We start from the raw sequence: 19648 nt of genomic DNA, 5'->3' as shown, positions 1-19648 counted from the left end.
CTGACCAGCCTTCAGCGAACCAAGATCACCCTGAACACCACATCAAACCCAGTCACAAAACAAACAAAGCAAAGAGGAAGTCATGCAAACAGCACAACACGCAGTGCCCATTACGCCAATTAGTCTGACCGGCAATCCGGTCAACAACGACAGCAACGCGCCAACCAACCCACTCGCCCATTACCAGATCATTCGCCGCAATGGTTCCGTGGTGCCGTTCGAGCCCAACAAAATTGCCGTGGCCATGATGAAAGCCTTCCTGGCCGTGCATGGCACGCAGGGAGCCGCTTCGGCCAGTGTCCGCGAAACCGTCGACGGCCTGACCCAAGCCGTCATTCGGGCCCTGATGCGCTCCCGCCCCGGCGGCGGGACCTTTCATATTGAGGATGTACAGGACCAGGTCGAGCTGGGCCTGATGCGCGGAGGCCACCACGAAATTGCCCGCGCCTACGTGCTGTACCGCGAAAAGCGCAGCCAGGAACGCGCCCGCCAGCCGCAGACCCCGGCGCCCGAAGCCCCCATGCTGCATGTGACGGACAGGGGCCAGCGGGTCGCACTGGACGTGCGCAATTTGCAGGCCCTGATTGAAGCGTCCTGCGCCAACCTGGGCACCGATGTCAAACCCGACCCGATTGTTGCCGAGACCATGCGCAACCTCTACGACGGCGTGCCCATCGACGAGGTCTACAAGGCGTCCATCCTCGCGGCCCGCACCCTGATCGAAAAAGACCCTGACTACACCTACGCCACTGCACGCCTGCTGATGCACACCATCCGCCGGGAAGTCCTGGGCGAAGAAGTCAGCCAGGAAGAAATGCACACCCGCTATGCAGAGTATTTCCCGAAGTTCATCGCCAAAGGCGTGCAGAACGAACTGCTTGACGAAAAACTGCAGCAGTTTGACCTGGCCCGGCTGGGCGCGGCGCTCAAGCCGGAGCGCGACCTGAAGTTTGACTACCTCGGCCTGCAGACCCTGTTTGACCGCTATTTCCTGCATGTGCGCAAACAGCGCATCGAACTGCCGCAGGCGTTCTTCATGCGCGTGGCCATGGGCCTGTCGCTCAACGAAATCGACCGCGAAGCGCGCGCCATCGAGTTTTACGAAATCCTTTCGTCGTTCGACTTCATGTCGAGCACGCCCACCCTGTTCAATGCCGGCACCCTGCGTTCGCAGCTGTCGTCCTGCTACCTCACCACGGTGGCCGATGACCTGGGCGGCATTTACGACGCCATCAAGGAAAACGCCCTGCTCTCCAAGTTTGCCGGCGGGCTGGGCAACGACTGGACGCCTGTGCGCGCCCTGGGCGCCCACATCAAGGGCACCAACGGCGAGTCCCAGGGCGTCGTGCCTTTCCTGAAAGTCGTCAACGACACGGCTGTCGCGGTCAACCAGGGCGGCAAGCGCAAGGGCGCGGTCTGCGCCTACCTGGAGACCTGGCACCTGGATATTGAAGAGTTCCTGGAACTGCGCAAAAACACCGGCGACGACCGCCGGCGCACGCATGACATGAACACAGCCAACTGGATTCCCGACCTCTTCATGCGCCGCGTGATGGAAAAGGGCACTTGGACGCTGTTCTCGCCATCGGACACACCCGACCTGCACGACAAGTTCGGCAAAGAGTTCGAAAAAATTTATACCGCCTACGAAGCCAGGGCCGAGCGCGGCGAGATCAAGCCTGCCCGCAAGCTGCAGGCCACCGACATGTGGCGCAAGATGCTGTCGATGCTGTTCGAAACCGGCCATCCCTGGATCACTTTCAAGGATGCCTGCAATGTGCGCTCCCCGCAGCAGCATGCCGGCGTGGTGCACTCCTCCAACCTGTGCACCGAGATCACGCTCAATACCAGCGACACCGAAACCGCAGTCTGCAACCTCGGCTCCGTCAACCTGGTCCAGCACCTGAAGGACGGCGCGATTGACCATGACAAGCTGAAAAAGACCATCACCACGGCCATGCGCATGCTGGACAACGTGATCGACATCAACTACTACGCGGTCAAGAAAGCACGCGACTCCAACATGCGCCACCGCCCTGTGGGCTTGGGAATCATGGGCTTCCAGGACTGCCTGTACGAACTGCGCGTGCCCTACGCCTCCCAGGAAGCGGTCGAGTTTGCCGACAAGTCCATGGAGGCGGTCTGCTACCACGCCTACTGGGCTTCTACCGAGCTGGCCAAGGAGCGCGGCAAGTACGCCAGCTACAAGGGATCGCTCTGGGACAAAGGCATCCTGCCGCTCGACACGCTGGACATGCTGGCCGAGGAGCGCGGTGGTTATGTGGAAGTCGACCGTTCCGCCACCCTGGACTGGGATGCCCTGCGCCAAAAGATTGCGCGGGACGGCATGCGCAACTCCAACTGCGTCGCCATTGCCCCGACGGCCACCATCTCCAACATCATCGGGGTGGACGCCTGCATCGAACCCTGCTTTGGCAACCTCTCGGTCAAGTCCAACCTGTCCGGCGAGTTCACCGTCATCAACCACTACCTGGTGCGTGACCTGAAGCGACTCGGCCTGTGGGACGATGTGATGGTTGTCGACCTCAAGCACTTCGATGGCTCGCTCCGCCCGGTTGACCGGGTGCCGCAGGAAATCAAGGCGCTTTACGCCACCGCATTTGAAGTGGAAACGTCGTGGATTGTTGAAGCCGCAGCCCGCCGCCAGAAATGGATTGACCAGGCGCAGTCGCTCAATATCTACATGGCGGGAGCCTCAGGCAAAAAGCTCGATGACACCTACAAGCTGGCCTGGTTGCGAGGATTGAAAACCACCTACTACCTGCGCACCATGGGTGCCACCCACGCCGAGAAATCGACTGTGAAGGCCGGCAAGATGAACTCGGTTTCCTCGGGCTCCGAAGCATCAGGCGGCGGCAAGAGCGCGCTTGAGATGGCAGCCGCTGCAGCGCAAGTGCAGATGAATGCATCGCCTGCAACCGACATCAAGTTCTGCGCGATTGACGACCCCGGTTGCGAAGCCTGCCAATAAAAAACATCGAGTCGTGCGGTGAAATTCTCCGCACGATTTGATGGTGTGATTCGATGTAATTGAGCAACACTAATTTACAGCGATGTGAATGAACACTTTTCATTTTGTATCGCTGCTTTCATAATCCCAAAGTATTGGAAACCTTTATGTTGACCTGGGACGAAGAAGTCAAACCATCGCTGCAAAAACCTCATGCCAGCGGCTCGACCGACAGCCGCTCGATGGAACTTCCGCCTCTTTCTTCTGATGAGCCTCAAGCCCAGGTGCGCATGCTGCACGATGGCGCTTACGCTCCGGCTGCGCCAGCGGCTCAAGCTGCACCTGCTGTGAGCGGCACACCGCCAATCGCACTACGCGTCAAGGCGTCGGACAAACGCATCATCAACGGCCAGACCGACGTCAATCAGCTGGTGCCGTTCAAATACAAATGGGCCTGGGAGAAGTACCTCGCGACCTGCGCCAACCACTGGATGCCGCAGGAAGTCAACATGACGCGCGACATTGCACTGTGGAAAGACCCGAACGGATTGACCGAAGACGAGCGCCGCCTGGTCAAGCGCAACCTGGGTTTCTTTGTCACTGCCGACTCACTGGCCGCCAACAACATCGTGCTGGGCACCTACCGCCACATCACGGCGCCCGAGTGCCGCCAGTTCCTGCTGCGCCAGGCCTTCGAGGAAGCCATTCACACCCACGCCTACCAGTACATCACCGAGTCACTGGGCCTGGACGAGGCTGAAATCTTCAATGCCTACAACGAAGTGCAATCCATCAAGGACAAGGATCAGTTCCTGATCCCGTTCATTGAAGTCATTTCCGACCCCCACTTCAAGACCGGCACCACCGAGGCTGACCAGACCCTGCTCAAGTCCCTGATCGTGTTTGCCTGCCTGATGGAAGGCCTGTTCTTCTATGTCGGCTTCACACAGATTCTGGCGCTGGGCCGCCAGAACAAGATGACGGGTGCGGCCGAGCAGTACCAGTACATCCTGCGCGACGAGTCCATGCACTGCAATTTCGGCATCGATCTGATCAACCAGCTCAAGCTCGAAAACCCCCACCTCTGGACCGCGGACTTCAAGGCCGAGATCAAGGCCTTGTTCCTCAAGGCCGTGGAGCTGGAGTACCGCTATGCCGAAGACACCATGCCCCGCGGCGTGCTCGGACTCAATGCCTCCATGTTCAAAGGCTACCTGCGCTACATCGCCAATCGCCGTGCCACGCAAATCGGACTTGAAACTCTCTTCCCCAACGAGGAGAATCCGTTTCCATGGATGAGCGAAATGATCGACCTGAAAAAAGAACGCAATTTCTTTGAGACCCGTGTGATCGAGTACCAGTCAGGCGGCGCCCTGTCGTGGGATTGATCCTGGATTGAATGACGCAAGACACGTAAAAAAATAATGATTTTTAGAATTGCAATGACCAATGACGCTGCCGCAGAGTGCGCGTTGGGCTTTGCTCCTGTGTTCGCGGCGCTGGGCCGGTTATCCGAAGACCCAACGCCGTGAATCGCTTCGCGTACTCCAGACGTGAAGTGCTCTTTGCAATGTGATCAAGGAGAAAACTATGGCAACTGCGAAAAAACCTGCGGCTAAAAAAGCTGCTCCGAAGAAAGCGCCGGCTAAAAAAGTAGCGGCAAAAAAAGCACCTGCTAAGAAAGTAGCAGCCAAAAAAGCTCCGGCCAAAAAAGCGCCAGCGAAAAAAGTAGCGGCCAAAAAGCCGGCTGCGAAAAAAGCGCCAGCGAAAAAGGCCCCAGCGAAGAAAGTAGCGGCCAAAAAGCCGGCTGCGAAAAAAGCTGCTGCGAAAAAGCCTGCTGCCAAGAAGGTAGCGAAAAAGGTAGCCAAGAAGCCCGCTGCGAAAAAACCCGCCGCCAAGAAAGCAGCGAAAAAACCCGCTGCGAAGAAAGCCGCGAAGAAACCTGCTGCCAAAGCACCCGCTGTAGCGGCTGCCCCTGCGGCTCAGACGACTCTGAACCCGCAAGCTGCCTGGCCGTTTCCAACCGCCAGCAAGCCCTAAGCAGTAAGGTATTTCTGCTCAAAGCCCGATGTCGCAAGATATCGGGCTTTTTTAATGCCCATTACCTGCCTGCGGCTGCAGGCGCCGCCGGTAGACGGCCAAGCCCATCAACGCGGGTCAAATGGCTGGCTCATCCTCGAGGCGCAAGCAATTGCAGGCAAATGCCGCACCGCGGCAAGCCAGGCCACCTGGAACGACCGGGTGACAGCCATCCCATCATCCTGAAATTTCACCCCGGCAGACCTGGCAAACCTTGCAGATGAGGCAGCCGATCGACTGCCATGCTTTCATGCGCCTGGAAGACCCGTTAAGGCGCGTTCCCGTCGAACTGCCCCGCTGGACTAACCGTTTATTTGAGCGGCGCTCAGCGTGTAATTCTGGCCGCCACGCGTTGCGATCTTGTGCGCGCCGATCCGGTTGCCCAGCGCCGCACAGCGGGCCAGCGACCAGCCCTGCTCCAACCCGTACAGCAGCGCGCCGCGAAAGGCGTCGCCACAGCCGGTCGGATCGACCACCGTCTCGGCCTTGACCGGAGGCACCAGCGTCTTCTCGCCGTCAATCCATATCTCGCAGCCCTCCGCGCCCAAGGTCACGACCACACCCTGCACCTGCCGGGACATCTCGGCGCAAGACAGGCCCGTGCGGTCGCTCAGCATTCTGGCTTCGTAATCGTTCACCGTGACCCAGCTCGCCAACTCGACAAAATGAGCCAGTTCCTTGCCGTCAAACATGGGCAGGCCCTGGCCTGGGTCAAACACAAAGGGGATGCCTGCCGACTTGAATTGCTCGGCATGCTGCAGCATGGCATCACGCCCGTCCGGCGAAATGATGCCGAGCTTGATATCGCTGCGCGCATCGATGCGGCTGATGTGGGCCTGCATCATCGCGCCCGGGTGAAAGGCCGTGATCTGGTTGTTGTCGCGGTCGGTCATGATCATGGCCTGCGCGGTGTAGGTATCGCCGACCTGACGCACAAACTCCGTGCTGATACCCAGTGCGTTCATGCGCGCCACATAGTCGGCCCCGTCGCTGCCGACGGTGGCCATGGGCAAGGGTGCACCGCCGAGCTGCCGCAGGCTGTAGGCAATGTTGCCGGCACACCCGCCGAATTCCCGGCGCAGGGCCGGCACCAGAAAGGACACGTTGAGAATGTGCAACTGGTCGGGCAGGATCTGCTCCGAAAAGCGACCCTCAAAGGTCATGATGGTGTCAAACGCCAGGGAGCCACAAATCACAGCAGACATTCAGTTCTCGATTCAATCAGGGGTAATGAGGTAATGGGGTGAACGGGGTAATCAAGGATAAAAAGCAAGGACACGGTACCCAGCCACGCGCCAGGGCGCTGCTGCCGGGGATGACGGCGCCACCGAGGCGCTGCGAACACCTTCACCCGAGACTTTCAGGCTCAGGACACCGGCCAGTTCCGAACGGGCGGCCAAGGTGGTGGTGGTCACACCAAACTGCACGGGCGTCACAACGCGGCGGACCACCGCCCGGTCCTGGGTATCCGTGAGGGTCACTTCCAGAGAGGGTACTTCCAGCGCAATGGTCCCGGTATTCTTGAGCACAAAACTGAGCCGGTACGCATCGGGGCCGATTCTGTTGAAGCTGGAGCTGTCAATCACCAGGGAGTCGATATGGCGTGGCGCGCGAATTTCACAGCGCAGCTGCCCACACACCGCCTGCAACAGGGAGCCGAGCCGGGGATCCAGCGCAGCCAGACTGTCTTTTTGCTGTACCAGCCATTGAAAAACCAGCGTGGCCGCCAGTAAAAGCGCCAGCGCACCCAGTGACCAGCGTACCAGCGGCTTTTTCCAGAAGGCCCTGTTCCGTGCAGTACGCACAAAGGAAACATCGTCCGACACCCCGGAAGCCGGCATCTCCGACGATTCGAATTCGGCCTCATCCGCAGTCGCCGCATGAACCAGTTCCGGTGTGCGCGGGGGCATGTCCTCCGGGGCGGCACTGGCCGTAGCGGGCACGCTGTCCTGCTGCTTGCGTTCGTGGAGCGCCTGCTTCCAGCTGGCCGGATCAAAATCGGCGACGCTGTCGTGCTCCTGCGCATCCAGCACGGAAAGAAAAGGGGTCAGCGGCACCCTGTCGGCAAACGACCGGGCGGGCGCCCAGGAAGACTCGGCGGCCGATTCCTCCGCCTGCGCCGGCTCGTGGATGTCCGGCGCCGAGGCAGCCTCGCGAAACACCGGCTCCTGTTCGGGGTTGAAGACCGAGGGTGGCAGGCCGGCCGCTTCACCCGGCAGCAGGTGCGTTGAGGCATCAAACACTTCGGCGCAATGCCCGCACCGTACCCAGCCCTGAGAGACTTTGAGTTGATCGGTCACGACCTTGAACATCGTGCCGCACGCGGGGCAGCGGGTAATCAGGCTCATCTAACGCCGTATTGTAGGGGGGTAGGAGTCGTTGCCGGCCGGCAGGCCGGGCGGGCAACGGGTTGCCGCGAGCCTAGAACCGCGCGCCCATCAGGATCCAGCCTTCTTCCTGGTCGAGCACCTGGAGCTGGCAATAAGGCAGATAGGCCGCCTTGAGTTCGTCGGCCTGACGCTCCAGAATGCCGGCGAGCACCAGATTGCCGCCCTTTTGAACATGCGAGCACAGCAGCGGCGCCAGCACTTTCAGCGGTGTGGCGAGAATATTCGCGAGCACGGTCTGGTAGGCGCCGACGGCCTTGTCAGGCAGGCCGGCATTCAGGGTGACATGGTTGGCTTCAGCATTGGCGCGTGCGGACTCGACGGCGGCTTCGTCGATATCGACGGCATCAATATCCACCGCCCCGAACTTGGCAGCGCCAATGGCCAGAATGCCCGAGCCGCAGCCATAGTCGAGGACACGGCCCAACGCCTTGTTCGCCGCGCCCTGGCCCGCAATCCAGCGCAGGCACATGCGGGTGGTCGGATGGGTGCCCGTGCCAAAAGCCAGGCCTGGATCCAGACGGATGAGCTGTTTTGCCTGTTCAGGCGGTTCGTGCCAGGTCGGCACGATCCAGAATTCGGGTGTGATTTCTACCGGCGTGAACTGCGACTGCGTGAGCCGGACCCAGTCCTGCTCGGGCACGGCCTGAACCGCCACCAACTGGCAGCCCGCAAAAAAGTCCTGGGCGGCGAGGACGGAAGCGGCGTCCCGCGCCAGGGCCTCGCTGGCAAACAGCGACACCACGCGCGAACGCTCCCAGCCGGCCTTCGGTGGCGGCAAGCCGGGCTCGCCAAAGAGCGCCTGCTCGGCCGGTGTCTGGGCGTCGGCGTCTTCCACCGACACACTAAGCGCATCCAGCGCATCCAGGGCTTCGCTGAGCGTTTCCACCTCGTCGACTGGCGCCAGCAGAATCAGTTCAAACATCGCGCATCCCTTTGCCGTAGATCTGTACGCCGGGGTACCAGGCAGTCCGTTCAAGCCAGGGCCGCGGAACCGGCTTTGCCGGGCCGCAGGCGCAGCGCCCCCCGAGGGGCTGGAGCCTGCGGCTCCAAAGCTGCTTGAGCAGCTTTGGACAGGCGACAGAGGCGAAGCGTCTCGCGAGCCGCGGCCTGCAAGGCCTCGGGAGCGACACGCAGTGCGCGACCGTGGGGACTTTACCTGTCACGCTTGGACAGCCACTCTTCGAGGTAGTGGATGTTGGTGCCGCCGTCCATGAATTTGGCGTCGACCATGAGTTCCCGGTGCAGCGGAATATTGGTGTTGATGCCTTCCACAACGGTCTCGGCCAGCGCCGTGCGCATGCGCGCCAGGGCCTGCTCGCGCGTATCGCCGTGCACGATGATCTTGCCGATCATGGAGTCGTAGTTGGGCGGCACAAAGTAGTTGGCATAAATATGGGAGTCCACCCGCACCCCGGGGCCGCCCGGCGTGTGCCAGGTCGTGATACGCCCCGGTGAGGGAGTGAACTTGTAGGGATCTTCCGCATTGATGCGGCATTCGATCGCATGGCCCTTGAATTGAATGTCGCGCTGCAGGAAGGGCAGCCTTTCACCGGCCGCCACCATGATCTGGGTTTTCACGATGTCAACGCCCGTGATCCACTCCGTCACCGGGTGTTCCACCTGCACGCGGGTGTTCATTTCGATGAAATAGAACTCGCCGTTTTCGTAGAGGAATTCGAAGGTGCCGGCGCCGCGGTAATTGATTTTCTTGACGGCCGCCACACAGCGCTCGCCGATTTTTTCTATCAGCTTGCGCGGAATGCCCGGCGCCGGCGCCTCTTCAATGACCTTCTGGTGGCGCCGCTGCATGGAGCAGTCACGCTCGCCAAGCCAGACCGCGTTCCTGTGCTGATCGGCCAGGATCTGGATTTCGACGTGCCGCGGGTTCTGCAGGAATTTCTCCATGTAGACCTCGGGATTGCCGAACGCCGCGCCGGCCTCCGCCTTGGTGGTCTGCACCGCATGGAGCAGGGCCGCTTCGGTATGCACCACGCGCATGCCGCGGCCACCGCCACCGCCCGCCGCCTTGATGATGACCGGATAGCCGACTTGTTTGGCGATCCGCTTGATGATCACGGGATCATCCGGCAGCGCACCCTCGGAACCGGGCACGCAGGGAACGCCCGCCTTGATCATGGTCTGCTTGGCCGACACCTTGTCGCCCATGATGCGAATCGACTCGGGTGTGGGGCCAATGAACTTGAAACCGCTCTTTTCAACCCGTTCGGCGAAATCGGCGTTTTCGCTCAGGAAACCATAACCCGGGTGAATCGCCTCGGCGTCAGTGACCTCGGCCGCCGAGATGATCGCGGGCATGTTGAGGTAGCTATGGGAGGAAGGGGCGGGTCCGATACACACCGACTCATCGGCCAGCTTGATGTATTTGGCTTCCCGGTCGGCCTCGGAGTAGACCATCACGGCCTTGACGCCGAGTTCCCGGCAGGCACGCTGGATCCGGAGGGCAATCTCACCCCTGTTGGCGATCAGTATTTTTTTGAACATGCGTCGATGGGCCTGGTTCGGCAAGGGGGCAACAGCCCCGCTTACTCAATAATGAAGAGGGGCTGCCCGTATTCCACAGCCTGGCCGTTTTCCGAAAGTATCTTGGTGATGGTGCCGGACTTGTCGGCCTCAATTTCGTTGAGTATCTTCATGGCCTCAATGATGCAGATCGTTTCGCCCTCTTTCACCACACTGCCGAGCTCGACAAAAGGCTTGGCTCCGGGGCTCGCGGAGCGGTAAAAGGTACCAACCATGGGTGACTTGACGGCATGGCCAGCGGGAGCGGCCGGTGCGGACGCCTCCACGGCGGGCGCGCCACCTGCGGGAGCTGGCGCCGGAGCTGCTACCATGGCAACAGGGGCCTGCTGCATCACGACGGGAGCACCACTGGATTTGACAATGCGTACCTTGCCTTCGGCTTCGGTAATCTCAAGTTCGGACACATTGGACTCTGAGACGAGATCGATCAGTGTCTTGAGTTTTCTTAGATCCATAGATTCTCCAACGACGGTAGATACTGGCGCCGGGATGTCAGCACACAGCTTGAATGAGCATGAAAAATCGGCATTGCCGATCTTCGTTCTTTTTCCACTTACTCTCAGCTTTTAAGCTTTAAAACGCCTATCAGTCAATTATTGTGCGTGGCAGTCAATGGACTGGCCCGAGGAAAGCGCAGAGTGTACCTCAAGCCAACACTGCTCAAAACCAGCTTTCACAAGGTTATCCCTGAGACTCCAAATGACGCCAACGCCACTGTAAGCCGTATTTGCATGCAAATACAGCCATTTTCAGAACATTTGGACAAATTCCGGCGAAACTCGCCGGTGTGAGCGTCAAGCTACTTGAGTTGTGCCCATTGCGCCAGCTCTTCGGGCAGGATTTTGCCGATCTTGCGGTGCAGCAGCTGACCGGAAGCGCCGAAGATCACGGAAAAAGGCAAACCGCCTGCGAGATTACCGAGTGACTTGCTCAACTCGGTGCCCGTCAAACCCGCCAGACCGACCGGAAAATTCAGCGGCCTCGCCTGCAACCAGCTCCGTACCGCGCTGGGCTGGTCCACTGCCAAGCCCACAGTTTGCCAGCCCTTATCCTTGTTTTCCTGATAAAAGTAGTCCAGCAAAGGAAGCTCTTCCACGCAGGGAGGACACCAGGTTGCCCAAAAATTCACCAGCAGCGGCTTGCCCCTGAAGCTGCTCATGGGCAAATTCCCGCCCGCCGGCGTGTCAAAACTCAGGCTCCAAAAAGCGTCCTGCGTTTCCTCTGCCTTGCCGGCCACGCCCGCGCCTGCTGCCGGCGCCGCCGCATGGGGCTGGAATTTCCACCACGCCACCCCGGCGCCAGCCAGGCCGGCCACCGCGGCAACGCTGCCATAAAGCATATTTCTGCGATTCATTTTCTTCAAAACTCCGGAAAGGTTGTCCTGGCGCGCTTACACGCTGGCCAGCAATTTTTGCACTGCAGGCAGATCGCCACGGGGCGTACGGCCTTTGGCATCGGGCTTCAGGGCACCACGCAAATCGTCGTGATCGTAGACCATCAGGTGCACACCGACGGTCTCATTGAGGGGCTTGCACACACTTCGCAGACTCAGGGCTTCCACGCTGTCGCCGGTGAAGCCGTTCACGGTACGCGGCTCGTAGTCCACGTTGTGCTCTATGAGGGCGATCTCGGCCGATTTCGGGTCGTCGCAAAACAGCTGAATGTAAATATCCGATAGCCGCGTGGCTGTCCCGTGCCAGACCGCGCCTCCCAGGTGAGGCCGGAATTGGGCCAGACGCTCCATCCAGACCAGGGCCAGTTCGCGCAGGGCAGCCAGTTCGGCGGGCTGGGTATCAGCGCAAAAGAGGGCTATGTATTCACGCACGGCGTCTTCCAGTTCGTCGTTGCCCGGCAGTTCGGTGCGCACGGGCAGCGCCATCTGCTTGACGGCGCGGCGTTTGGCGGGGCCGTATTCCAGCCCCTCCTCCACCACCAGCGCAGCGGCCATGGCGGCGATTTCGGATTTGAGGGTGTTGAGTTTCACGGGGTCAGTAGCACGAAAGAGGAAAAGTCCGCAGGAAAGGCCCGCGCAGGGATGGGAGCGGCGCCAAAGTCGCGAAATGGGTGCCCCGGTGATTGTGCCCCTGTTGGGTTCGAGCGGGCATCAAAAGTTCACGGTCCGCCCTTTCGCTATCAAATCAGGAGCGAATTCCGGCCAAATTGAATGGGTTGAATGTGGGTTGACCATGGGTTGAGCAATATTTTTCTTTCCCACATGGGGGCCCTGCAAACCGCCGTGGTGACAAAACCCATAAGGGCCCTGCCTAGAATACAGCCCCATGCACATACATATTCTGGGAATTTGCGGCACCTTCATGGGCGGCCTCGCAGCCCTGGCGCGGGAGGCGGGGCACAAGGTGACGGGTTGCGACAGCGGCGTCTATCCGCCCATGAGCGACCAGCTGCGCGGCCTGGGCATTGAGCTGATTGAGGGTTACGGCGCCGACCAGCTCGCCTTTGAGCCCGACGTGTTCGTGATCGGCAACGTGGTTTCGCGTGCCCGCGGGCCCGACGGCAGCCCCAAATACCCTTTGATGGAAGCCATCCTGAACAGCGGCCGGCCCTATACCAGCGGCCCGCAATGGCTTTCGGGCCATGTGCTGCACCATCCTACCCACCACCCGACCGGGCCGCGCCACGTGCTGGCCGTGGCGGGCACCCACGGCAAGACCACGACCACGGCCATGCTGGCCTGGATCCTGGAGCGGGCCGGGCTGCAACCGGGCTTCCTCGTCGGCGGCGTTCCGCTGAATTTTGGTGTCTCGGCCCGGCTGGGCGAAGGCAACACCTTTGTGATCGAAGCCGACGAATACGACACGGCGTTTTTTGACAAGCGCAGCAAGTTCGTGCACTACCGCCCGCGCACCGCCCTGCTGAACAACCTGGAGTTTGATCACGCCGATATTTTTGATGACCTGGCGGACATCGAGCGGCAGTTTCACCATCTGGTGCGCACGGTGCCCTCACAGGGCCGCATCGTGGTGAATGCCGGCGAGGAAAGCCTGCAGCGCGTGCTGGCCCAAGGCTGCTGGAGTGAGCAGGTACTCTTTGGCAACAGCCCGCTGAATCAAAGCGGCTTCACCGCCCAGGGCGAACCGAACGACTTCAAGGTGCTCAAGGCCGGCCAGGCCGTGGCCCACGTCCAGTGGGGCATCAGCGGGGTCCACAACCAGCTCAATGCCCTGGCCGCCATCGCCGCCGCAGAGCACGTGGGCCTGGCACCCGAAGTGGCCGCCCGGGCGCTGGCCGAGTTCCAGAACGTCAAGCGCCGCATGGAAGTGCGTGGCGTGGTTCATGCGCACGGTGGCGATATCACGGTGTACGACGATTTTGCCCACCACCCCACGGCCATCCACACCACCGTGGACGGCCTGCGCCGACAGCTCAAAGGGGCCGGAAAAGACGGCGACCGCATCCTGGCCATCTTCGAGCCGCGCAGCAACACCATGAAGCTGGGCAGCATGACAGCGCAACTGCCCTGGAGCCTGGAGCAGGCCGACCTGGCGTTTTGCCACGCTGGCGGGCTGGAGTGGGATGCGCGCGCCGCGCTGATGCCGATGGGCGCAAGCGCCCAGGTCGCTGACAACATCGACCAGTTGGTGGCGCAGGTCAAAGCCTCAGCCCGCCCGGGCGACCATTTGCTGTGCATGAGCAATGGCGGGTTTGGCGGGATTCACGCGAGGCTGCTGGAAGCGCTCAAATCCTGATGCGCGACCCTTTATGGGCGACGATGGGCGACGCACCGGGAGAACTCAGGTCGGGCGCAGCAAGCAGGTAACCGAGGGGCCAAGCCTGGATCAGTAGCTGATGCTGAGCGCCGCCACATCAATGTGCACCACCGGCTTGGCCAGCGACGCGCTGGCTGCGCGGGCAAATTCCTGGGCCCATTGCGGGTCGGCAAATTTGGCCGGGCCACCGGCCTGGGCTACCACCACAACCTTGTCGGCAAGCAGCAGCTTGCCGGTGGGCCGCAGCGGCTCGCAGCCCATCTGGGTGAACTGGTCGTCCAGCCACTGCCTGGCCACTTCGTGCGGCATGGGCTGCACTTCATGCAGGTCCACGCGCACCGGCGGGCTGTTTTTAAATGTCACCCTGACTTCGCTGCGCATGGCTGGCTCCCGGTGGTGGAAGATTCATATTGGCTATAGCAAGGTGCATCGGCAATTCGCGGAAACCCGCAAGTGCCGGCGCAACTCTTGGCCGTCTGGCCTACTTTTTGGCCCGCCGAGCCAGCACTGCGGCCGACAGCGACTCCAGCACTTCAAGCGAATGGTTCCAGCCCAGGCAGGCGTCGGTGATGCTTTTACCGTACTCCAGCGCCTGCGCGTCGTCCTTGCCTGGCGTGAACTTTTGGGCACCGGAATTCAGGTGGCTTTCCACCATCAGGCCGAACACATGGTGCGAGCCGCCGGCCACCTGCCCTGCAATGTCACGCGCCACATCCACCTGCTTCTCGTGCTGCTTGGAGCTGTTGGCGTGGCTGCAGTCGACCATCAGGGTAGCCGGCAATTTGGAGGCCTCAAGCTCCTTGCACGCCGCCGCCACGCTGGCCGCATCGTAATTGGGGGTCTTGCCGCCACGCAAAATCACATGGCAGTCCTTGTTGCCGTTGGTTTGCACAATCGCGACCTGGCCGTTTTTATGTACCGACAAAAAGTGGTGGCCGCGCGCAGCCGCCTGGATGGCGTCGGTGGCAATCCGGATGTTGCCGTCGGTGCCGTTCTTGAAGCCGATGGGCGCCGACAGGCCGGACGCCAGCTCACGGTGTACCTGGCTTTCGGTGGTGCGCGCGCCGATCGCGCCCCAGGAGATCAGGTCACCGATGTACTGGGGTGAAATGACATCCAGGAACTCGCTGCCCGCCGGCAAACCCAGCCGGTTGATTTCAATCAGCAACTGGCGCGCGATGCGCAGGCCTTCGTCTATGCGGAAGGTTTCATCCAGGTAGGGGTCGTTGATCAACCCTTTCCAGCCGACGGTGGTGCGTGGTTTCTCGAAATACACGCGCATCACGATTTCCAGCGTGCCGGCGTATTTCTTGCGCTGCTCCATGAGGCGGCGTGCGTACTCCAGGGCCGCTGCCGGGTCGTGAATGGAACAGGGGCCAATCACCACCAGCAGGCGGTCATCCTTGCCCGCGATGATGTTGTGGATGCTCCGGCGCGTGCGGGTGATCAGCGATTCAACAGCGGTACCACGGATCGGGAAAAAGCGGATGAGATGCTCTGGAGGAGGTAGCACGGTAATGTCCTTGATGCGTTCGTCGTCGGTCTGGCTGGTTTTTTCGACGTTCGCATACCAGCTTTCGGTGGCAGGGCTGGCAGAGGTGGCTTTGGCATTCATCGCAGGCTTCCTTTTTAAAATTCAGGCAATTCGGGGATCAGTCAAGCATTCAAATATTCAAATAAAAAACGGCAAAAAAAAAACCGCCGGGCATCCGGCGGTTTTTGGAGATTTGTTGCGTTTTTTCGGGTTACGCGAAGATCTCTCTACCGCCGGAGGCGCTTGAGAACCAAAAGTAACCGAAATAAAATTTCGCTGAAGTCATGAGTTGGAATGTAGCACAGGTCTGAAAAAAGCCCGTAAATACCGCTTCCGACGGCAATTTACGCGGTCCCGCCCACGGTCAGCCCGTCGATGCGCAAGGTCGGCTGGCCCACACCCACCGGCACGCTCTGCCCCTCCTTGCCACAGGTGCCCACGCCGCTGTCCAGCTGCATGTCATTGCCGATCATGGTGACGCGGGTCAGCGCATCCGGGCCGTTGCCCACAATCGTGGCGCCCTTCACCGGGTACAGGATCTTGCCGTTTTCAACCCAGAAGGCCTCGCTGGCCGAGAAAACGAACTTGCCGCTGGTGATGTCGACCTGGCCGCCGCCGAAATTGGTGGCGTACAGGCCTTTTTTAATACTGGCCACGATCTCTTCAGGCGCCTTGTCACCGCCCAGCATGTAGGTGTTCGTCATGCGCGGCATGGGTACATGGGCGTAACTCTCGCGTCGACCATTGCCGGTGGGCTTGACTTTCATCAGTCGGGCATTGAGCGAATCCTGGATGTAGCCCTTCAGGATGCCATCTTCAATCAATACGTTGCGCTGGCTGGCATGGCCTTCATCATCCACATTGAGCGAACCGCGGCGGTCGGCGATGGTGCCGTCGTCCAGTACCGTCACGCCTTTGGCCGCAACGCGCTGGCCAATGCGGCCTGAAAACGCGCTGGAGCCCTTGCGGTTGAAGTCGCCTTCCAGCCCGTGGCCAATCGCCTCATGCAGCAAAATGCCGGGCCAGCCGGGGCCGAGCACCACGGTCATTTCACCGGCAGGCGCGGGGCGCGCATCCAGGTTGGTCAGCGCTGCCTTCACCGCATCATTTACATACTCCGCAATCTGCACGTCGTCAAAATAGGCGAGGCCAAAACGGCCGCCACCACCGCCCGAGCCCATCTCACGGCGGCCCTTTTGCTCGGCAATGACCGTCACGCTCAGGCGAACCAGGGGCCGCACATCGGCGGCCAGTGTGCCGTCGGCGCGTGCCACCATCACCACGTCATACTCGCTGGCGAGCCCGGCCATCACCTGCACGATGCGCGGATCCTTGGCCTTGGCGAGTTTTTCCACTTTTTCCAGCAGCTTGACCTTGGCGGTGCTGTCCAGTGTGGCAATGGGATCCAGGTCCCGGTAGAGCGAGCGGCTGCTGGCGACTTTCCGCGGTGGCGTTTTCACACGGCCAGCCTTGCTGGCGGCAGAAATGCTGCGCACCGTGCGCGCTGCGTCGAGCAGCGAGGCTTCGGAAATATCGTCGGAATAGGCAAATGCCGTCTTTTCGCCGCTCACGGCGCGCACGCCGACACCCTGGTCGATGCTGAAAGAGCCGGTTTTGACAATGCCTTCTTCCAGGCTCCAGCCTTCGCTGCGGGTGTACTGGAAGTACAGGTCGGCATCATCCACACCGTAGGATGTGATTTCACCCAGGGCGCGGTTCAGCGCGGCATCGTTCAACCCGAAGGGTTCAAGCAGGAGCTTTTGCGCAATCACCAGCCTCTGCGAGGTGGACTCGTGCGTAGGACGCGCCAGCGGACCGGCCCCCACGCTGGTTTGACGAGCGGACACGGCGGCAGATTTGAGTGAGGTCATGCAGCCATTGTAGGCAGTCTGGGCCTGTTGCACCCGGCCCCGGCGCCCGCGCCATGCGCAGGAGGGTTTTGCAGCCGGGGAACGTGCGGGGCAGCCCGGTCAGCGCCCGGTCAGGTCAGATCGGTGGTGGCGGCGCCAGGGCCATTCGTCTTGCAGGATTCAATGCCGCCATCCCGCGCTGATGCGCTGGCGTACATCTCGCTGACCCCGATGACCTGCCCGTTGCCCGCCTTCAGCGTGAAATAGGGTGAGCCGTCCTTGCCCAAAAGACGGTCGTAACGGCCGTCCTCTGCTGCGTTTTTCTTCACCGATTCAATGCCGCTGACCGCGCTGGCTTTGCTCTCATACATCTCGCTGGCGAGAATCTTCTGGCCATTGCCAGCCAGCAGGGAGAAGAAATACTTGTCGTTTTTTGCCTTCTTGAGCTCGAATTTACCGGCCATCACATGACTCCTTGGAAAAAATAAGGAAGGGATCCAGCTAACCAGAGCCTTTGTACGCGGCAAGTCGCTTTAAGGCAAGCCCTGATAGTTACTTGACACAGCCATTTTTTACCTCCAAGGCATTCAGGTCTGCACCAGCCGTTTGGCCTTGGCAATCGACATCAATATGCCGAGGGCCAGGCCCAGCGTCACCATGGCGGTGCCACCATAACTGATAAAGGGCAGCGGAACCCCCACGACCGGCAGGATGCCGCTGACCATGCCCATGTTGACGAAGGCGTAGGTGAAAAAAATCATGGTCAGCGCACCGGCCAACAGGCGCGCAAACAGCGTGGAAGCCTCCAGGGCAATGGCCAGCCCGCGCAGGATCAGGAAGATAAAGCCGGCGATGAGCAGCAGATTGCCGACAAGGCCGAACTCTTCGGAGTAGGCGGCAAAAATAAAGTCGGTCGTGCGCTCGGGGATGAACTCCAGGTGGGTCTGCGTGCCGGCCATGAAGCCCTTGCCGGTGATGCCGCCCGAGCCGATGGCGATCATGCCCTGGATGATGTGAAAACCCTTGCCCAGCGGATCGCGCGACGGATCCAGCAGGGTACAGATGCGCTGCTGCTGGTAGTCATGCAGGATGGGCCAGCGCATCCCGTCAGCGCACAGTTGTGGCTCAAACCACACCACCAGGAAAACGCCAACCAGGCCCAGCAGCACCGGAGGAACAATGAGTTTCCAGCTCAGGCCGGCGAAAAAAATCACCGCCAGGCCCGCGGCCAGCACCAGCAGGGAGGTCCCCAGGTCAGGCTGCTTCATGATCAACCCGACGGGTAGTGCCAGCAACAGGCCGGCCGCCAGAAAATCCAGCGGCCGCAGTTGCCCTTCGCGCTTCTGGAACCACCAGGCCAGCATCAGCGGCATGGCAATCTTCAGGATTTCGCTGGGCTGGATCACCACCCCGACATTGAGCCAGCGACGCGCACCCTTTTTGGTGACGCCAAAGATGGCAACGGCCACCAGCAGGCTGACGCCGACGATATAAAGCGGAACGGCGAAAGCCATCAGGCGCTGCGGCGGAATCTGCGCCACGACGAACATGATGGCCCCGGCAATCAGCATGTTGCGGCCATGGTCAGCAAAGCGGCTGCCATGGTCGTAACCGGAGGAATACATGATCAGCAGGCCGGCACAGGCCAGCAGAAAGACCGCAAAGGCCAAGGGGCCGTCAAAACCCTGCAGCAGGGGGGCGGTTCGCTGGAAAAAAGAGGGTTTGTCGAAAACTGCGGCCATGCACCGATTATCTGCCAGCTTCAATACAGCCAACCACAGGAAGCCGATCGGGCCCACCCTGTTTTGCTATCAATACAATAGCTATCCACTCGCTCATATATTGGGTAAGACCCTATTTCCCCCAGCAATCCAACTGCAGCCGCACCGGCCACCCGATACCCGTACAAGCCCCCGCACCGGCCCCGCTGCAGCTCAGCCACGTACCATGTCGCCATGCGCACCACCCACCTGCTCTACCTGCACGGTTTTCGCTCCTCCCCCCAGTCCGCCAAGGCGAAAAAAATGGCCGCCATCGTGCGGCTGCGCCATCCGTCCGTGCGGTGGTGGTGCCCGCAACTGCCACCCTCCCCGCGCGAGGCCCTGCAGGCAATCATGGACGGCATTGCCGGCTGGCCCCGGGAAGCCGGGTTCGAAAGCCTGGCCGTGGTCGGCTCCTCGCTCGGCGGTTTTTATGCCACCGCAGTGGCCGAACGGACCGGCTGCAAGGCGGTGCTGCTTAACCCCGCGGTGGAGCCGGCGCGCGACCTGAGCGGCTACATCGGCGAGCAAACCGCCTGGCACAACGCTGAAGAGCACTTTTTCTTTGAACCCCGCTTTGTGGACGAGTTGCGCGCGCTGCATGCCGGCCCGCTGAAAACGCCTGAAAACTACCTGGCCGTGATCGCCAAAGGCGACGAAGTGCTGGACTGGCGCGAAATGACGGCCCGTTATGCCGGCGCGCGGATACGCCTGCTCGAAGGCGGCGACCATGCCCTGAGCGATTTCGACCTGCATGTGCCGGCGATTCTGGATTTTCTGGAACTGGCCTGACAC

At 60.9% G+C, this 19648-nt stretch carries 18 protein-coding genes; 6 read left to right on the top strand and 12 right to left on the bottom strand.

Translation table 11 applies throughout. The features are described 5' to 3' along the window. Positions 1 to 82 precede the first annotated feature (82 nt). From AC1DUB_RS23860 to AC1DUB_RS23850, 3 genes are all read left to right on the top strand, one after another. The gene (locus AC1DUB_RS23860; protein WP_477731638.1) at positions 83 to 2992 is read left to right on the top strand and encodes a ribonucleoside-diphosphate reductase subunit alpha; all 2910 of its coding nucleotides are present in this window, start codon (positions 83 to 85) and stop codon (positions 2990 to 2992) included. 146 nt (positions 2993 to 3138) lie between these two features. Continuing rightward, on the top strand, positions 3139 to 4359 hold the full coding sequence (locus AC1DUB_RS23855; RefSeq protein WP_477731637.1) for a ribonucleotide-diphosphate reductase subunit beta: 1221 nt from the start codon (positions 3139 to 3141) through the stop codon (positions 4357 to 4359). A 202-nt stretch (positions 4360 to 4561) separates the two neighbouring features. Then, positions 4562 to 5011, top strand: a complete 450-nt coding sequence (locus AC1DUB_RS23850; RefSeq protein ID WP_477720663.1) for a histone H1-like DNA-binding protein — start codon at positions 4562 to 4564, stop codon at positions 5009 to 5011. A 341-nt stretch (positions 5012 to 5352) separates the two neighbouring features. Here the strand turns inward: AC1DUB_RS23850 and AC1DUB_RS23845 are convergent, their stop codons facing one another. The 7 genes from AC1DUB_RS23845 to AC1DUB_RS23815 form a co-directional block, all read right to left on the bottom strand. After that, the gene (locus AC1DUB_RS23845; RefSeq protein ID WP_477731636.1) at positions 5353 to 6255 is read right to left on the bottom strand and encodes a carbohydrate kinase family protein; all 903 of its coding nucleotides are present in this window, start codon (positions 6253 to 6255) and stop codon (positions 5353 to 5355) included. A gap of 51 nt (positions 6256 to 6306) precedes the next feature. Further along, positions 6307 to 7398 carry a DUF3426 domain-containing protein gene (locus AC1DUB_RS23840; protein ID WP_477731635.1) on the bottom strand — a complete coding sequence of 364 codons (1092 nt, stop codon included), beginning with the start codon at positions 7396 to 7398 and terminating at the stop codon, positions 6307 to 6309. 73 nt (positions 7399 to 7471) lie between these two features. Further along, on the bottom strand, positions 7472 to 8362 hold the full coding sequence (prmA, locus tag AC1DUB_RS23835; RefSeq protein WP_477731634.1) for a 50S ribosomal protein L11 methyltransferase: 891 nt from the start codon (positions 8360 to 8362) through the stop codon (positions 7472 to 7474). Positions 8363 to 8592: 230 nt separating this feature from the next. Then, on the bottom strand, positions 8593 to 9942 hold the full coding sequence (gene accC, locus AC1DUB_RS23830; RefSeq protein WP_477720593.1) for an acetyl-CoA carboxylase biotin carboxylase subunit: 1350 nt from the start codon (positions 9940 to 9942) through the stop codon (positions 8593 to 8595). Positions 9943 to 9983: 41 nt separating this feature from the next. Then, positions 9984 to 10436 (bottom strand): acetyl-CoA carboxylase biotin carboxyl carrier protein, encoded by a 453-nt coding sequence (accB, locus tag AC1DUB_RS23825; RefSeq protein WP_477720592.1) that lies wholly within the window; start codon positions 10434 to 10436, stop codon positions 9984 to 9986. A gap of 344 nt (positions 10437 to 10780) precedes the next feature. Next, positions 10781 to 11335, bottom strand: a complete 555-nt coding sequence (locus AC1DUB_RS23820) for a TlpA disulfide reductase family protein (RefSeq protein WP_477731633.1) — start codon at positions 11333 to 11335, stop codon at positions 10781 to 10783. Between the two features lie 36 nt (positions 11336 to 11371). Continuing rightward, on the bottom strand, positions 11372 to 11929 hold the full coding sequence (locus tag AC1DUB_RS23815; RefSeq protein ID WP_477720599.1) for a hypothetical protein: 558 nt from the start codon (positions 11927 to 11929) through the stop codon (positions 11372 to 11374). A gap of 331 nt (positions 11930 to 12260) precedes the next feature. On the opposite strand from AC1DUB_RS23815, the gene mpl reads away from it, so the two are divergent. Next, complete coding sequence (gene mpl, locus AC1DUB_RS23810) at positions 12261 to 13688, top strand: UDP-N-acetylmuramate:L-alanyl-gamma-D-glutamyl-meso-diaminopimelate ligase (protein WP_477731632.1); 1428 nt, start codon at positions 12261 to 12263, stop codon at positions 13686 to 13688. 90 nt (positions 13689 to 13778) lie between these two features. Here the strand turns inward: mpl and AC1DUB_RS23805 are convergent, their stop codons facing one another. Together AC1DUB_RS23805 and AC1DUB_RS23800 are read right to left on the bottom strand one after the other, a co-directional pair. Continuing rightward, entirely contained in the window at positions 13779 to 14090 is a 312-nt protein-coding gene (locus AC1DUB_RS23805) for a hypothetical protein (RefSeq protein ID WP_477720589.1), read from the bottom strand. 100 nt (positions 14091 to 14190) lie between these two features. Beyond that, positions 14191 to 15324 (bottom strand): 3-deoxy-7-phosphoheptulonate synthase, encoded by a 1134-nt coding sequence (locus AC1DUB_RS23800; protein WP_477731631.1) that lies wholly within the window; start codon positions 15322 to 15324, stop codon positions 14191 to 14193. Between AC1DUB_RS23800 and AC1DUB_RS23795 the strand changes: the two genes are divergently transcribed. After that, the gene (locus AC1DUB_RS23795; protein WP_477731630.1) at positions 15314 to 15490 is read left to right on the top strand and encodes a hypothetical protein; all 177 of its coding nucleotides are present in this window, start codon (positions 15314 to 15316) and stop codon (positions 15488 to 15490) included. The genes AC1DUB_RS23800 and AC1DUB_RS23795 overlap by 11 nt on opposite strands. Positions 15491 to 15587: 97 nt before the next feature. Here AC1DUB_RS23795 and tldD read toward each other — a convergent pair whose 3' ends face one another. The 3 genes from tldD to rodA all read right to left on the bottom strand — a co-directional run bounded on the left by tldD (position 15588) and on the right by rodA (position 18835). After that, positions 15588 to 17114 carry a metalloprotease TldD gene (gene tldD / locus AC1DUB_RS23790; protein ID WP_477731629.1) on the bottom strand — a complete coding sequence of 509 codons (1527 nt, stop codon included), beginning with the start codon at positions 17112 to 17114 and terminating at the stop codon, positions 15588 to 15590. A 110-nt stretch (positions 17115 to 17224) separates the two neighbouring features. Further along, positions 17225 to 17557, bottom strand: a complete 333-nt coding sequence (locus AC1DUB_RS23785; RefSeq protein ID WP_477720586.1) for a YegP family protein — start codon at positions 17555 to 17557, stop codon at positions 17225 to 17227. A gap of 123 nt (positions 17558 to 17680) precedes the next feature. After that, complete coding sequence (gene rodA / locus AC1DUB_RS23780; RefSeq protein WP_477731628.1) at positions 17681 to 18835, bottom strand: rod shape-determining protein RodA; 1155 nt, start codon at positions 18833 to 18835, stop codon at positions 17681 to 17683. 213 nt (positions 18836 to 19048) lie between these two features. Between rodA and AC1DUB_RS23775 the strand changes: the two genes are divergently transcribed. After that, positions 19049 to 19645 carry a YqiA/YcfP family alpha/beta fold hydrolase gene (locus AC1DUB_RS23775; RefSeq protein WP_477731627.1) on the top strand — a complete coding sequence of 199 codons (597 nt, stop codon included), beginning with the start codon at positions 19049 to 19051 and terminating at the stop codon, positions 19643 to 19645. The last annotated feature ends 3 nt before the right edge of the window (positions 19646 to 19648 follow it).

This window comes from Polaromonas sp. P4_F9, from assembly GCF_056401235.1.
This window is presented reverse-complemented; position numbering and strand designations above follow the sequence as displayed.

Coding starts and splice junctions, on each gene's coding strand:
- AC1DUB_RS23860 (WP_477731638.1), top strand. CDS start 83: ATGCAAACAGCACAACACGCAGTGCCCATTACGCCAATTAGTCTGACC.
- AC1DUB_RS23855 (WP_477731637.1), top strand. CDS start 3,139: ATGTTGACCTGGGACGAAGAAGTCAAACCATCGCTGCAAAAACCTCAT.
- AC1DUB_RS23850 (WP_477720663.1), top strand. CDS start 4,562: ATGGCAACTGCGAAAAAACCTGCGGCTAAAAAAGCTGCTCCGAAGAAA.
- AC1DUB_RS23845 (WP_477731636.1), bottom strand. CDS start 6,255: ATGTCTGCTGTGATTTGTGGCTCCCTGGCGTTTGACACCATCATGACC.
- AC1DUB_RS23840 (WP_477731635.1), bottom strand. CDS start 7,398: ATGAGCCTGATTACCCGCTGCCCCGCGTGCGGCACGATGTTCAAGGTC.
- prmA (WP_477731634.1), bottom strand. CDS start 8,362: ATGTTTGAACTGATTCTGCTGGCGCCAGTCGACGAGGTGGAAACGCTC.
- accC (WP_477720593.1), bottom strand. CDS start 9,942: ATGTTCAAAAAAATACTGATCGCCAACAGGGGTGAGATTGCCCTCCGG.
- accB (WP_477720592.1), bottom strand. CDS start 10,436: ATGGATCTAAGAAAACTCAAGACACTGATCGATCTCGTCTCAGAGTCC.
- AC1DUB_RS23820 (WP_477731633.1), bottom strand. CDS start 11,335: ATGAATCGCAGAAATATGCTTTATGGCAGCGTTGCCGCGGTGGCCGGC.
- AC1DUB_RS23815 (WP_477720599.1), bottom strand. CDS start 11,929: ATGGCCGCTGCGCTGGTGGTGGAGGAGGGGCTGGAATACGGCCCCGCC.
- mpl (WP_477731632.1), top strand. CDS start 12,261: ATGCACATACATATTCTGGGAATTTGCGGCACCTTCATGGGCGGCCTC.
- AC1DUB_RS23805 (WP_477720589.1), bottom strand. CDS start 14,090: ATGCGCAGCGAAGTCAGGGTGACATTTAAAAACAGCCCGCCGGTGCGC.
- AC1DUB_RS23800 (WP_477731631.1), bottom strand. CDS start 15,324: ATGAATGCCAAAGCCACCTCTGCCAGCCCTGCCACCGAAAGCTGGTAT.
- tldD (WP_477731629.1), bottom strand. CDS start 17,114: ATGACCTCACTCAAATCTGCCGCCGTGTCCGCTCGTCAAACCAGCGTG.
- AC1DUB_RS23785 (WP_477720586.1), bottom strand. CDS start 17,557: ATGGCCGGTAAATTCGAGCTCAAGAAGGCAAAAAACGACAAGTATTTC.
- rodA (WP_477731628.1), bottom strand. CDS start 18,835: ATGGCCGCAGTTTTCGACAAACCCTCTTTTTTCCAGCGAACCGCCCCC.
- AC1DUB_RS23775 (WP_477731627.1), top strand. CDS start 19,049: ATGCGCACCACCCACCTGCTCTACCTGCACGGTTTTCGCTCCTCCCCC.